We start from the raw sequence: 14,797 nt of genomic DNA, 5'->3' as shown, positions 1-14,797 counted from the left end.
GGAAAAAATATTTATCAATAAAAATACACATGCCATCGTAAGCATACTGTTTCTTGCTGATAAATATATCCCCATCCCAAGAATTATGCGTGAAGTTAAGTTTATATATGCTGGTATTTCGTTTTTCTCAACCCCGGTAAAATAACCATTATATGAACTGGTAATTAATCCTAAAATAAAAGAGAGAGAAACAATAAAAAAAACAACAGGAGCAAAAGGAGAATCATCCTGCTTTATAGCATTAAAGATTTCATAAAAATTATAATAGCTAAAACAAAGAACAGTAACTGATACCAGCACACCAAGCAAGGATATGATTAATCCGAAATTTATTACACGACGAACTTGTAGTTCATTCTGCTGTGCTTTCGCCAATGTTACGTAACGTGCAACTGATAATTGTCCAGTAAAACCAATTAATGAAAAAAATGCAGCAACTTGCAAAGCCAAAGACCAAATGGCAAAATCATTTATTGATAGTATTTTAATCAATAAAGGGGATAAAATTATCCCCAAGATTACATTTGAAAACCCATTTATTACATTTGATATGGCATTTTTTATGAGTCGATTAAACCCACTCATTGGTAGTTTACCATCTCAGCTCGGAAACGAGTCACCATATTTTCGATATCATCAAGTACGTTTCTTGGATTATATTCTGGCATAACAGATTTAAGAATACTGATGTCGTTAACGGGGAATGCTTCTCTTGGGAAGTTACGCTCGTGCCATGTTACTGTACAATTTGTTGTTTGAATCAGTACATCAGCAATCTGCTCTGCAGAAATATTATATCCAGCAGCTATATTATAAATATTCCCAGATGTATTCTTATTCTGTGATAAGTTGATGCAAGCTTCCGCCACATCCTCGACCGACACATAATCTTTTTCATAATGTCGATCAATGAACATGTCGATATGACCATTATTAATTGCATTACGTGTAATTGATGGTAAAAAAAGCGGGCTATTCAAAGCTACCCCATAAACATTACTTGGTCTGACAATAACAATATCTTTTCCGCTTTTAAGGCATAGCTCTTCTGATACAAGTTTTGTCAGATTAAATAACCGACGAGCATCATCCTCACTAACAACCAAATCGGCATTTTCTCGTGTATCACTGCCATTCATGTAAACACGAGTAGAAGACATAAACACCAAGCGATTAAATTTCGAACGCTGCAAAACTTCAGACAGAAGTGCGCAGTTAGCCTGGAAGACATTAAATGGTGTGTTTTGACAATCACCATTGCCGGCACAATAAATGACGGTGCCCAAGTCTTTTGTAAAGAGGGTTTGCTCGTCTCGTTGTGGAACCCAAACATCGTGTTTCAGTTCTTTTAACTGTTCGACGATCTCGTTACCAATGAATCCCCGTCCTCCAATTACTGTATACTGGGCCATTTTACCATCCCTCCTTAATATTTTTAGTTATTTGTTCTAATGAAGGAAGAATTTTGTCTTTCTCAGATAGAATTGGATCTTTAATTGGCCAATCAATATTCACAATTGAGTCGCTCCAGATTAATCCGCCTTCATCAGATGGATCGTAGAAATCTGTGCATTTATATTGAAAATCAGCACTATCACTTAACACACAAAAGCCATGAGCAAACCCCGGGGGAATGTAAAACTGAATTTTATTCTCTCCGGTTAACACAATAGATTCATACTGGCCAAATGTCGCAGAACCAAATCGGAGATCAACCGCGACATCGAAAACTTCGCCCTGAGTGACTGTTACCAATTTTCCTTGGGGTTTCGTTTTCTGGAAATGGAGTCCTCGTAATACGCCTCCTGTTGAACGAGAGCGGTTATCCTGAACAAATTTCTCCTTAATACCCGCGTCTTTGTAGCGTTTTGCATGAAATGTCTCATAAAAGAACCCACGTTCATCGCCGAAAACTCGAGGCTCAATAACCAGTACACCTTCCAACTTTGTTTTAATAACGTTCATGATGAAATGGACTCTTATTTTACGAGATTTAACAAGTAGTTACCGTAACCAGTTTTAGATAAAGTGTTGCCAATAGACTTAACCATTTCTTTATCTAACCACCCTTGGTTGTATGCAATTTCTTCGAGGCACGCAATTTTAAAACCTTGCCGTTTCTCGACAGTTTGCACAAATTGTGATGCCTCAAGTAACGAATCATGCGTACCGGTATCCAGCCATGCGAAACCACGACCTAGTTGCTCAACTTTCAGCTCACCCATTTCGAGATATTTTTGGTTAACACTAGTTATTTCAAGCTCGCCCCGCTCCGAAGGCTGTACTTTCTTAGCAATATCAACAACACGATTATCATAAAAATAAAGGCCCGTAACGGCCCAATTTGATTTTGGCGCTTTTGGTTTCTCTTCTATGGATATTGCATTAAAATCTTTATCAAATTCAACGACCCCAAAACGTTCAGGATCCATAACTTTGTAACCAAACACTGTCGCACCATTAAGATTTTCGACAGCATGTTTAAGTTGTTTTCCAAAAGACTGACCAAAGAAAATGTTGTCACCTAGCACCAGGCAAACACTATCATCACCGATGAAATCTTCACCCAAAATAAATGCCTGAGCGAGCCCATCTGGAGTAGGTTGAACCTGATACTGTAAATTGATACCAAACTGATTACCATTGCCAAGAATACGTTTAAAGCTTGCCTGATCTTCCGGCGTCGTAATCAATAAAATGTCGCGAATCCCGGCCAGCATCAGCACCGACAGAGGATAATAAATCATAGGTTTGTCATAAATAGGTAATAACTGCTTAGACGTACCCAATGTAATCGGATGCAAACGCGAACCAGAACCGCCCGCAAGAATAATGCCTTTCATTAATTATTATCCCCATATTGTTTTGAAAGCCATGAAGCATATGCTCCACTTTTTACATTATTTACCCATGATTCATTAGATAAATACCACATGACTGTTTTACGAATACCACTCTCGAAAGTTTCTTGAGGATGCCACCCTAACGCATTACCAATTTTAGTAGCATCGATTGCATAGCGACGATCGTGCCCTGGCCGATCCTTAACATATATGATCTGATCGCGATAAGAACCTTCCTTCGGCACAATCTCATCCAGCAGGTCGCAAATAGTATGCACCACCTCCAGGTTCTGCTTCTCGTTATGACCGCCAATATTGTACGTTTCACCCGGTTCCCCTTGAGTGACAACGGTGTACAGCGCACGCGCGTGATCTTCTACATATAGCCAGTCACGGATTTGATCGCCCTTGCCGTAAATAGGCAGAGCTTTACCGTCCAGCGCATTCAAAATAACGAGCGGGATCAACTTTTCCGGGAAATGGTACGGGCCGTAGTTATTCGAACAGTTGGTGACGATAGTCGGGAAACCGTAGGTACGCAGCCAGGCACGAACCAAGTGATCGCTGGAGGCTTTCGACGCCGAATATGGGCTGCTAGGCGCATAAGCTGTGGTTTCAGTGAAGAGTGGCAGCTCAGTTGATGCCGGATGCTCATCAGGATGCGGCAAATCACCATACACTTCGTCGGTTGATATGTGGTGGAAACGAAACGCTTTCTTCGCCTGTTCATCCAACGTTGACCAGTACGCACGAGCGGCTTCCAGCAGTACATAAGTGCCGACGATATTGGTTTCGATGAACGCAGCCGGACCGGTAATAGAACGATCGACGTGACTTTCAGCAGCCAGGTGCATAACCGCATCAGGCTTATGTTCTGCGAAGATACGATCCATTGCATTTTTGTCACAAATATCCGCATGCTCAAAAACATATCGATCGCTGTCACTGACTTCACTAAGCGACTCAAGGTTGCCGGCATAGGTCAGCTTATCCACATTGACGACGTCGTCCTGGGTATTTTTAATAATATGTCGTACAACCGCTGAGCCGATAAAGCCGGCTCCGCCCGTCACAAGAATTTTCACGTTATCTGTTCCGTCTAGTATATGTCTGGATACTGGCGTTCTGAAACCTGAGCATTTATTGATGGTTTCAGAAATTGAGCACGCTACCGCCCCTGGCTTAACAGCTACCAGTGCACTGAGCGATGTCTGATTAAATGATTTTTTTGTCTGGATCCAGACAAAAAACTGGCGTTAATTGTCGTCCTAAACGACCTCAGAAACAAGCACAAATCGCTACAAAGCGATCCAGATTAAGACCCTATAACTCTCTGTAATCATAGGATTAATAATAAAAAACGGCAGTCATCATTTTGGCTATATCTCAATACACCAAAATAATGACCGCCGCTTGTTCAAGACGTTGCAGGAATATCAGTCGTTTGCGAGCAACTTCTCAATACGGGTTCTGAACTTCGCCCCTTCCTTCAGGTTACGCAGTCCATAGTTCACGAACGCCTGCATATACCCCATTTTCTTACCGCAGTCATAGCTGTCGCCGGTCATCAGCATCGCGTCAACAGACTGCTTCTTCGCCAGTTCGGCAATCGCGTCGGTCAGTTGAATACGATCCCAGGCGCCTGGCTCGGTTTTCTCCAGTTCCGCCCAGATATCGGCGTTCAGAACGTAACGACCTACCGCCATCAGGTCCGAATCCAGCGTCTGTGGCTGATCCGGTTTTTCGATGAACTCAACGATGCGGCTCACCTGCCCTTCCGTCTCCAGCGCTTCTTTGGTCTGAATTACGGAGTACTCAGAAAGATCGCCCTTCATGCGTTTTGCGAGCACCTGGCTACGACCGGTTTCATTGAAACGCGCCACCATTGCCGCCAGGTTATAACGCAGCGGATCGGCAGAAGCGGTATCGATGATAATGTCCGGAAGAACAACAATGAATGGGTTATCACCCACAACCGGACGGGCACACAGGATAGAATGCCCCAGACCCAGCGGCTGCGCCTGACGGACGTTCATGATGGTCACACCCGGCGGACAAATAGACTGCACTTCCGCCAGCAGTTGGCGTTTGACGCGCTGCTCAAGCAGCGCTTCAAGTTCGTAAGAGGTGTCGAAGTGGTTTTCTACAGCATTCTTGGACGAGTGCGTAACCAGGACGATTTCTTTGATCCCTGCAGCAACAATCTCATCGACAATGTACTGAATCATTGGCTTGTCGACGATCGGCAGCATCTCTTTAGGAATGGCTTTTGTGGCTGGCAGCATATGCATACCCAGGCCTGCTACCGGAATGACTGCTTTCAAATTGATCATTATCTCTTCCACCTTAATATGGTTGACGAAGTATAAACTGTGTCAGGAAAAATGCCTGAAGAAGAAAGTCTACTCCGTCGAATGCAAATCACGTTTGGCTCAGAACTCTGATTACTTAAGCTCATTACGCTATAAGTGTGACCCAGAATCGTCGGAAACCCTACCAATAAAGAAGAGGAAAAACATGTTTCCGACAAATCCCAGATCGTCAGTTGTTACTCAGAAACAAACGTGATGTCATCTTTCTTCTCATGCACGAACTCGTACTTCAACGTACGGTCCAGTCCTTGAGATAGGGTATAAGGTGCTTTAAAACCAGAGGTGTGCACTTTAGTGGCATCAAACTGAGTGGTGGCACAGAATTTTTTTACACGTACGGAACTAATCGCATACTTCTTGCCGGTAACTTTGCTAAGGATATCAAAGCAAAAACCGCCTAGCATTCCTAAAGGATAAGGGAGGTGAACTGATGGGATTTTTTTGCTAAGGCTCTTTTCTACCTCGGCAACCAGCTGATTCATATTCAGATCGGGTTTATCTACATAGTTGTATACGTCGTAGCCAGGTTTGACGTTGCTCAATCGGAATTTGATAAACTCAACAATATTACCGACATAAGCCATAGACTTATAGTTAGTTCCGGCACCTACCATTGCGAATTTTCCACCCGCAATTTGCTTAAGAAGATTGAAGACATTGCCTCGATTGCGTTCACCAAAAATGACCGTTGGACGAACAATTGTCAGAGATCGCTCTTCTGGAGCTTTGTTGAACCATTCGCGCAGTACCTCTTCCGCCTGCCACTTACTTTTACCATAGTGGTTAAAAGGATCGTGCGGGTGAGATTCATCAGGATTGACTTTATTGAGACCATAAACGGCAACTGAGCTGGTAAAAATAATGTTCTTAACATTATTTTTTTCCATAGCTGCCAGTACGTTACGCGTTCCCTGAACGTTTACATCGTAGTAAAGTGAGGTTGGGCTAACATCATCACGATGCTCGGCAGCGAGTAATACTACCGTATCGAAACCGGCAAGAGCGTGATCGAGTTGCTCCTGATTGCGCACATCTCCGGAAACAGTAATGTCAGGGTAGAAATGACTTTGCTGCTTGTCGAAGTTGGTTACATTAAACTCAGCCTTAGAAATCTCGATCAAACGAGTCCCAACGAAACCGGACGCGCCAATAAACAAAACTTTATCGTTCATAAACCACTCAGTGCGTTATGTGTGTTTGGCAAACCTCCGGTAATCTCTGTATTCCCTGAGGTATCGCTAATGATAAGACAGAACTGACGAAAAGATGGCACGGATTATAAACCCTAAAATCGCTGAGTTCAGTAACAAATTTTAGGGATTACCGCGCACTCAATGAGATGTGACCCCACGACTTACTTTCTGGCGGAAGGAAGCGCAAAGTTAAGCCTTTCCACATTCACTACCTGCTGGTCGACCCGGTCAATATCGACCGAGCTTTGCCCCTTCTCATTCACTGCTTTTATGTTCGCCAGCGACAGCAACGTCTCGTCTTTCGCCATGAATTTACCCCGCACATCCTTGCGCAGGTCGAAGTTGATTTTCAGGGCGGGCCCCACAGCGGCTTCCTGCATCACATTGATATTGCGTAAAAAAAGATGTTGCGGCTTGTTGTGCAGCTCAAGCGTTGCACGCTGCATTTCCACGTTGGTTATCGCCACAAACGAGGTGGCGTTACCGGATGAAATCTGTATTCCACGCAATTTATACGCAAGCTGACGATTATCGAGATGAATATTGTTGAGCTTGAAATTCTGCGGGATGGACAAATAATCGCCTTTTATCACCCCATAGCCGATTAACATTCCGGCACTGTTCACCATATCGACATTATCAATAATGAAATTATCACAGCCATAGATGGCCACCGTGGCGTTGTCTATACCCGCCTTTTTACTGAAATCGGGGGTAATATTTTTGGCCTTGATATTGCGAATAACAAAATGTTTACCGTTTTCAACGTGCACCAGCTGGCGACAGTTGCTGCCGGTGATGTTTGCCACCACGAAGTTCTTGACGGTTTGCTTCTCCGGATAGTCGTTATCGTAGGTGCTGCCGGCGAGGCCAATGCCGATGCCCCAGTTGATCTTGCCGTTGGTGCAGTTGATGTTGTCGATGACATGGTCAGAGATCAGGATATTGCGATCGTTGATGGCAACGTTCCACTCGATCGCATCCCCCTGGAGATGGCTAAATTTGCTGTTGGTGATGCGGGCACCGTCCACCTGGTTGTGGAAACCCTGGCGCAGGATGGCGTAGTTGGCCTGGCTTACGCTGATGTTATCAATCAGCAAATTGCGCATTACGCTCGGTTTCTTGCCGCCGATGTAGATCTGCGTCACCGGGCCAAAACCGCTCATGGCCAGCCCTTTGATAACGCAGTCAGAGCCGCGAACGTCGAGCGTGATGTTCTCCGTGCGGCCAGCACCTTCGCCTATCACTTTGCTGCCTTCCTGCAAAACAAAGCGGCCGCGCCCGTTGCCGGTTAACGCCCCGCGGATCAGCAGCGTTTTACCGTCGGGAATGAAAATGCCGGTATTGATGTTTTCGCAGGTAAGCCCGGCAGGGACCACGACGGTGTCGCCGTCATTAAACGCCTGCTTAAAAGCGGCGATCCAGTCGTTGTTATTGTACTGATTAACAGAGACCGTTCTGCCGCTTGCCGCCCGCGCGATGCGTGACGACAGCAGCGGCGTGACCGCCAGAACGGAGAGAGAAGAGACAAAGTTGCGTCGGGTAATCTTTTTCAGCATACATCCTCGGCGTTACAACGTTTGCAGCAGGCTCGCTAACTGGCGGTTAATCACCTGCTGGTTAAAATCGGTTTCCACTTTTTGTCGGGCGTTCTGGAGCACGGGCTCCAGCGCCTGCTGGTCAATATCGCTGAAGGCTGCTAATCGGTCCGCAAGGGCCATCGCGTTATTCTCCGGCACCAGCCAGCCGGAGTGGTCAGACTTAATCAGCTCCGGGATCCCGCTGTGCAGGGTTGATACCACCGGAATACCTACGGCCATCGCCTCCATCAGCGCCACCGGAATGCCTTCCATATCGCCATCTGCGCCCGTTACGGAAGGCAGCAGAAAGACATCAGCCTCGTCGAGCATGGCCTTGACCTCGTGGCTCGGCTTGAACCCCGGCATCTCTACGACATCTTCCAGCTGATACTGTTCGATAAGCGTGCGCAGACGACGCTCCCACGGCCCAATGCCGAGAATGCGATAGTGGAAATCCACCCCGCGCGCTTTCAGCTGGCGGCAGGCTTCAATGGCCACATGCAGGCCTTTCTTCTCGGTCAGGCGAGCAACGGAGATGATCTGCAGCGGTTTTCCCGGCACCTTGACAGGACGGCGAGTGAAGCGCGTTAAGTCCACGCCCATACGCGAAACGGCAATTTTCTCTCCCGGGCAGCCCATGTTTTTCAGGCGTCCGGCCCACAGGTCGCTGATAGGCAGCATCATGTCGCCGCGCCTGAACAGCTGCTGATACTCCGGCGTGTAGTGGTTCAGCACTTCGCGGCTGGAGATATCGATACCGTGGAAGATGGTCGCAATTTTGCCGTCAATCACGCCCAGCTCGCGCAGCTTGGCGGCGGTGACGCCCGCCGGGCCAAAGTGGGCGATAAACACGTCGGCACGATACGGCTGCGCGGTTTGCCCGCAGATGGCCGACAGGATCAGATTGCGGGATTCGGAACCATAGCGGGAAACATTCAGCGCCCGCCACGTCGACGCGCGGTGGATCCCGCGCAAGGTCTGGCTGGCCCGGTGCCGCAGCTTGCTCAGTCTCCCGGAAGGCTCATCCTGCAGCCAGCGGGTTTTCGCCTCCAGCCCATACTGGGTATACGCCGCATGGGTATTTTTGGTATCGCCCTTTTGCAGGGCGATAATCTCCACGTCATATCCCATATCGATAAACGCGGTGATTTGGTTCAGGACAAACGTTTCAGACGACAGCGGAAATTTCAGTAAGAAGAAACCAACCTTCATTTCCCCTCCCGTACGCGGTCAAGTACCGATTTCACCATCCCAATGCCCTTCTCGCGCTCGGCTTTCACCGCCACCGCCAGGCGTTCATTGATCGCAGGCAGCTGGCCGAGCGTGTCGCCCACCATCGCACCGAGCGAACCATCGAGCAGATGACGGATATCCACGGCCATTTCCGGCATACCGAGCTGCTGCATGATGCCTGCTGATTTGTGTTCGTAGTTGATGGCAATGGCCGGCGTGCCAAAGTTCATGGAGATAATGGCGGAGTGCAGGCGCGTGCCGACGGTCAGGTCGCAGGCGGAGAGCAGCTTGCCCATCTCCAGATCGTTCAGTTCGTCCATCACCACGTGATAGCGGGACGGATCGTTCACCAGATTGCGCAGGTTCAGCGCCACCATACGGTCGTCTTTGTTGTAGCTGTCGATGCCGGTGCAGGTGGAGAGCGCCAGCACCTGGTACCCGCTGTCCAGCACGCGGTTCACCACGTCGGCGAAGGCTTTCTCATACGCCGCCTGGGTCGTACCTAAACGCTTATCGAAGGGCGCCAGCTCGCGCAGGGTAATCGCGACGGTTTTCTGTTTCGCCGCCACGTCGAGCCAGTGCTGCACCGCGTAGCTCGGCTGGAAGCTGTCGTCCTGGTGATCCACCAGCCACGCGGTGTCCACGCCGTGCTCAACTTTTGAGGTGTCAATTTCGCTGCGCTTCATCATGTCGAGGCTGACCGACTCGCGCAGGATCAGCGCGTCGCAGTGGCCGAACACGTAGTTTGCAAGCTGGTTAAACTGCGGATCCTGGAATGGCCCGACGCTGTGGCCAATCATAAACAGCGGCTTTTTCGCCATAAAGGTGCAGAGCGCATGCTCAAACTGCGGCACGCCGTAGAGATCGACGAAGAACGAACCGCCGACCTGGATAATGGCGTCGTAGCCGGACAGCAGACGGACAAAATCGGTAAAGCCCTGTGCGATAGCAATATTGCGCAGCTTGCCGGTATCGGTCACGCGGGAAAGCAGCACCTGGTGCTGGTAGCGACGACGCAGCACTTTCTTCACCCGCCCCATCACGCCCGCGGCGTTGTTATGCTGTTTCATCTGACTGTAGAGCGGGTCGCCCATCACCGGGCGGTTCAGTAACCAGGATGAGCTGACCGGATAACGGCTCATCACGTCCACTTCGGTCTCAGGCTTAAGGGTGTTAATTGCATCCAGTAAACCGCGCAGGATGGCGCTGTCGCCACGGTTGCCGCAGGTATGGTTGCCAAGAATTAATAATTTCATAATGGCCTCTAAAATAACTAGCCTGCGCGAAGCAGCGTTTTCATTTTTTCGTTACGGCAAAACTGGCGCTTCATATCTACCACCAGCGCATTGCGTGACAGCACAATCATCACGCCAAATGCCAGCGCGCCCGCGGCAACCTGTACCGCCAGCAGCGCGGCCAGCGGCAGGTGACCGCTGAGGATGATGCCCAGGCCGTAGCTCACCGCCAGGGTCGGCAACGAGAGATAGAACGGCAGCCACAGGCTCAGGATGTACTGACGGTAGCTGGAGCCCAGCACCGGCTTGATCATGATGAAGTAGCTCAGAACGGTATTGACTACCTGCACCAGCAGGAAGCCCAGCGTGACGCCGATGGCGCCCGCCATATGCCCGCCGACGATAATCGCCGGAATAAACAGGAAGGTTTTGAACACGTTGAACTTAAAGCTAATGTCGACGCGCGCTTTTGCCATCAGCAGGGAACCAATCGGATTCCCCACGGAGCGCAGCAGCCCCACCACGCACAGCAGCTGCAGGATCGGGATGATGCCGTTCCACTTCTCGCCAAACACCAGCGGCACGAAGTTGCTGGAAACCACCATCAGCCCAAGCAGCACCGGGAAGTTGATGATCCCCACCACGGAAAGCAGCTTGTAGAAGTTAACGCGCAGCTTCTCGGTGTCGTCCTGAATCTTGGCGAACGCCGGGAACAGGACGCGGGTGATGATCGGGTTCAGCTTCATCGGCGGCACCACCGCGACGTTGTAGGCCAGGTTGTAGCCCCCCGCCACGCTCGCGCCAAGAATACGCGCCAGCACCAGCGTCGACAGGTTGGTATTCACATAGTTGATGATGCTGTCCGCCGTCAGCCACGCGCCAAAGCGCAGGTTGGACGAAACGGACGCGAGAGAGAAATGCAGTCCGGGACGGTAAATCTTGCGGCCAAAGTAGCCGAACAGCAGCGTGCGCACGGCTGAGTTAACCAGGTATCCGAGGATAGCGGTCATCGCCAGCGGCCAGAAATGGGCGCTCACCACGGTGAAGGTAAAGCCCGCCAGCACCGCGCTGGTCTCGATCATACCGATCTTGTTGAACTCCAGCTCTTTCTGCATCAGCGCGCGGAACTGCTGCCCGTGCGGGATCACCACGAAAGCAAACGACAGCGTGCGCATCAGCGGAGCGAGATCCGGGTTATGCAGCACGCTGGCGATGGTATCGCTCAGCAGGAACACCAGCACGAACACGAAAATCCCCAGCCCCACGTTCAGCCAGTAGAGGGTGGTCAACTCAAGATGGCTGATCTCTTTGCGCTGGATAATCGAGTTGGCGATACCAAAATCAGACAGCGTATCGGCCAGCGCGATAATCACCAGCGAGACGGTCAAAAGGCCGAACTGGTGATTATCAATAATGCGCGCCAGCACGGTCATCTGCACCAGACCGAGGCCAATGATGACGATGGTCGCCATCGCTGACCACTTCGCCCCGCTGATGGTTTTTTCACGTAAGCTCATCTTAGTACGCCGCTTTGTTCACGAAACCTTTGAAGATGGTCAGAAAAACAATCTTGATATCGAACCAGATACTCCATTCACGGATGTACTCCAGATCGAATTCGATACGTTTTTCCATTTTTTCCAGCGTGTCGGTTTCGCCGCGCCAGCCGTTGATCTGCGCCCAGCCGGTAATGCCCGGCTTCACCTTATGGCGCAGCATGTAGCCTTCAATCAGCGAGCGGTACTGCTCGTTGTGCGCCACCGCGTGCGGACGCGGGCCAACAATCGACATGCCGCCGGTGAAGACGTTGATAAACTGCGGGAGTTCATCCAGCGAGGTGCGGCGCAGGAAGTTCCCCACGCGGGTGACGCGCGGATCGTTCTGCGTTGCCTGGGTCACCACCTTGTCGTTTTCCATCACCTTCATGGAGCGGAATTTCCACACCATAATCGGCTTACCGTCCATGCCGTAGCGGGTCTGGCGGAAGATAACCGGGCCGGGAGAGCTCAGCTTCACCGCGAGGGCAATGCAGCACAGCACCGGGGAGATGAGCAGTAAAATCAGCGAAGAGAGCACGATATCTTCCGCACGCTTGAGCACGCGGTTAATGCCCGACAGCGGGGTGTCGTACAGCGGTACCACCGGCACGCCGTTCACTTCTTCAATGCGTGAATGAAGGATGTTGAAGGTAAAGACGTCCGGGATCAGGATCACCGAACAGGTGGTGTCCGCCAGCTCGCGCATCAGTTGCTTAATGCGGGACTCGTCTCTCATCTGCATAGCGATGTAGACGTTGTGAATTTTACCGGCTTTCGCATCTTCAATAAGCTGTTCGTAATTGCCCGCCCAGTCCGACGGCACGCCGCCCGGCTTCGCGTCGTGGTAAATCCCGACCACTTCAAACCCTAACCACGGCTCTTTGCGGAAGCTGTCGAGCAGAACCTTACCAACCGGCAGATCGCCCGCTACCGCAACGAAGCGACGGTTATAACCGCGGTTACGCAGCCAGCCCGCGCCGAAGCGGATCAGGGAACGGCACACCACCATGCCGACGCTGGTGATCAAATACCAGCAGAGATAGGTGACGAGGCGATTATCAAAATCATGGCTGAAGGCCACCAGGCCTGCGCTGAAGATCAGACTCAGGGTCCAGTTCTGCAGCAACAGCATCAGTTCGGTGGTCATTTTCACGCCGCGCCACGAGCGGTAGAAATCGGTCATCCCGCCGATCATCTGAAACACGACCAGCGCAATGAGTGCCATCAGCAGATGCATATATAAGAACGGCAGCCCGCCGATCCGACACACCGCCCACAATCCACCGACCATGATGGTGATATCAGAAAAACGCTGCACCATAGAGATTAACGATGCATTCGTTCTCGCTCGTTCGCGTTTTTTTAGATTCGTCATCGTTGTTCCTGTATTCGGTTCCCCCTCCCGCCGGGAGGGGCAATTGTTACTGATTCAACAGCGCCAGAATGTCCTTCGTTCGGGCTTCCATCAGCGCCGTGTCAGCACGGGACTCCACGTTCAGGCGCACCACCGGCTCGGTGTTGGACGAGCGCAGGTTAAAGCGCCACTGCGGGAACGCCATGCTGATGCCGTCCGTACGGTCAATTTCCAGCGCGTGGATCGCAAAGTGCTGCTCCACGCGGGCAATGGCCTCGGCCGGCTGCGCCAGCTTGCTGTTGATCTCCCCGCTCGCCGGGAACGCCGCCATGCGGTCGCGCACCAGCTCGCCCAGCGTCTGCCCCTTCAGGCACAACAGCTCGGTCACCAGCAGCCACGGGATCATCCCGCTGTCGCAGTAGGCAAAATCACGGAAGTAGTGGTGGGCGCTCATCTCGCCGCCGTAGATGGCGTCTTCTTCGCGCATGCGCTCTTTGATGAAGGCATGGCCGGTTTTGGACATCACCGGCGTGCCGCCCGCCGCGGAGACCACGTCGACGGTGTTCCAGGAAAGGCGCGGGTCATGGATGATTTTCGCGCCCGGGTTTTTCTCGAGGAACGCTTCCGCCAGCAGGCCGACAATGTAGTAGCCCTCGATGAATTGCCCTTTCTCGTCGAACAGGAAGCAGCGGTCGAAGTCGCCGTCAAAGGCGATGCCCATGTCCGCGCCGTGCTCAATCACCGCGTTGCGGGTGTCGTCGCGGCACTCCGGCAGCAGCGGGTTAGGAATACCGTTCGGGAAGTTGCCGTCCGGGGTGTTGTGCACCTTGACGAAGGTCACCGGCACGTTCAGCGCCTTAAAGCGGGCTTCCAGCGCATCGACAACCGGGCCGGCCGCGCCGTTACCGGAGTTGATGACCAGCTTCAGCGGCTTGAGGTTCGCCACGTTGATGTAGCCCAGCAGGTGGTCGACGTACTCTTTCTGCAGGTTGATTTTTTTGTAGCTGCCGCGCTTCGCGTCGTTCACCGGCGGGAAGTCGTTGGCTTCCGCCAGGCGCTGCACGTCGCGCAGGCCGGTGTCGCCGCTGATAGGACGGGCGCCCTTGCGCACCAGCTTCATCCCGTTGTAGTCCATCGGGTTGTGGCTGGCCGTCACTTCGATACCGCCGTCCACGCCCAGGTGGAAGGTGGCAAAGTAAATCTCCTCGGTCCCGGAAAGGCCGATATCCAGCACGTCCACGCCCGCGTCCTGCAGCCCTTTCGCCAGGGCCAGCTTGAGGGATTCACTGGTCAGACGCACGTCGCCGCCCAGCACGATGGTCTGCGGTTTTAAATATTCGCCGTACGCGCGGCCAATGCGCCACGCGATGTCTTCATTCAGCTCTTCGCCCAGCTTGCCGCGAATATCGTAGGCTTTAAAACAGGTTAATTTTTCCATGATGACCCCTT

Annotated in this window: 12 protein-coding genes and 1 pseudogene; all 13 read right to left on the bottom strand. The window is 51.1% G+C overall.

Annotation, left to right across the window (positions count from 1 at the left end):
- A pseudogene (locus UR289_RS18215) lies at nucleotides 1-585 on the bottom strand (flippase); the annotation flags it as partial.
- The gene (locus UR289_RS18210; protein WP_320711184.1) at nucleotides 582-1,412 is read right to left on the bottom strand and encodes an SDR family oxidoreductase; all 831 of its coding nucleotides are present in this window, start codon (nucleotides 1,410-1,412) and stop codon (nucleotides 582-584) included. The gene UR289_RS18210 and the pseudogene UR289_RS18215, both read right to left, overlap by 4 nt.
- 1 nt (nucleotide 1,413) lies before the next feature.
- Nucleotides 1,414-1,965, bottom strand: a complete 552-nt coding sequence (gene rfbC, locus UR289_RS18205) for a dTDP-4-dehydrorhamnose 3,5-epimerase (RefSeq protein ID WP_320711182.1) — start codon at nucleotides 1,963-1,965, stop codon at nucleotides 1,414-1,416.
- 14 nt (nucleotides 1,966-1,979) lie between these two features.
- Complete coding sequence (gene rfbA / locus UR289_RS18200; protein WP_210867545.1) at nucleotides 1,980-2,843, bottom strand: glucose-1-phosphate thymidylyltransferase RfbA; 864 nt, start codon at nucleotides 2,841-2,843, stop codon at nucleotides 1,980-1,982.
- Nucleotides 2,843-3,928 (bottom strand): dTDP-glucose 4,6-dehydratase, encoded by a 1,086-nt coding sequence (gene rfbB, locus UR289_RS18195; protein ID WP_320711179.1) that lies wholly within the window; start codon nucleotides 3,926-3,928, stop codon nucleotides 2,843-2,845. Before rfbB ends, rfbA begins: the two co-directional genes overlap by 1 nt.
- Before the next feature lie 351 nt (nucleotides 3,929-4,279).
- Nucleotides 4,280-5,176 carry a GalU regulator GalF gene (gene galF / locus UR289_RS18190; RefSeq protein ID WP_032641615.1) on the bottom strand — a complete coding sequence of 299 codons (897 nt, stop codon included), beginning with the start codon at nucleotides 5,174-5,176 and terminating at the stop codon, nucleotides 4,280-4,282.
- Between the two features lie 215 nt (nucleotides 5,177-5,391).
- Nucleotides 5,392-6,387 (bottom strand): NAD-dependent epimerase/dehydratase family protein, encoded by a 996-nt coding sequence (locus UR289_RS18185; protein WP_320711177.1) that lies wholly within the window; start codon nucleotides 6,385-6,387, stop codon nucleotides 5,392-5,394.
- A gap of 182 nt (nucleotides 6,388-6,569) precedes the next feature.
- Nucleotides 6,570-7,967, bottom strand: coding sequence for a colanic acid biosynthesis protein WcaM (wcaM, locus tag UR289_RS18180; RefSeq protein WP_320711176.1), 1,398 nt, complete (start codon nucleotides 7,965-7,967; stop codon nucleotides 6,570-6,572).
- Between the two features lie 12 nt (nucleotides 7,968-7,979).
- Entirely contained in the window at nucleotides 7,980-9,200 is a 1,221-nt protein-coding gene (gene wcaL, locus UR289_RS18175) for a colanic acid biosynthesis glycosyltransferase WcaL (protein WP_033145971.1), read from the bottom strand.
- Complete coding sequence (gene wcaK / locus UR289_RS18170; RefSeq protein ID WP_032658813.1) at nucleotides 9,197-10,477, bottom strand: colanic acid biosynthesis pyruvyl transferase WcaK; 1,281 nt, start codon at nucleotides 10,475-10,477, stop codon at nucleotides 9,197-9,199. The genes wcaL and wcaK overlap by 4 nt, the downstream gene beginning before the upstream one ends.
- 17 nt (nucleotides 10,478-10,494) lie before the next feature.
- Complete coding sequence (gene wzxC / locus UR289_RS18165; RefSeq protein ID WP_320711174.1) at nucleotides 10,495-11,973, bottom strand: colanic acid undecaprenyl disphosphate flippase WzxC; 1,479 nt, start codon at nucleotides 11,971-11,973, stop codon at nucleotides 10,495-10,497.
- Between the two features lies 1 nt (nucleotide 11,974).
- Entirely contained in the window at nucleotides 11,975-13,369 is a 1,395-nt protein-coding gene (wcaJ, locus tag UR289_RS18160; RefSeq protein WP_033145973.1) for an undecaprenyl-phosphate glucose phosphotransferase, read from the bottom strand.
- A 46-nt stretch (nucleotides 13,370-13,415) separates the two neighbouring features.
- Nucleotides 13,416-14,786 (bottom strand): colanic acid biosynthesis phosphomannomutase CpsG, encoded by a 1,371-nt coding sequence (cpsG, locus tag UR289_RS18155; RefSeq protein ID WP_045899519.1) that lies wholly within the window; start codon nucleotides 14,784-14,786, stop codon nucleotides 13,416-13,418.
- Nucleotides 14,787-14,797: the final 11 nt, after the last annotated feature.

Origin of the sequence: Enterobacter sp. 302C9, from assembly GCF_034106085.1 — a bacterium.
GTDB classification, from domain to species: domain Bacteria; phylum Pseudomonadota; class Gammaproteobacteria; order Enterobacterales; family Enterobacteriaceae; genus Enterobacter; species Enterobacter asburiae_B.
The sequence above is the reverse complement of the archived record's forward strand: the minus strand, read 5'-3'. Positions and strand labels throughout refer to the sequence as shown.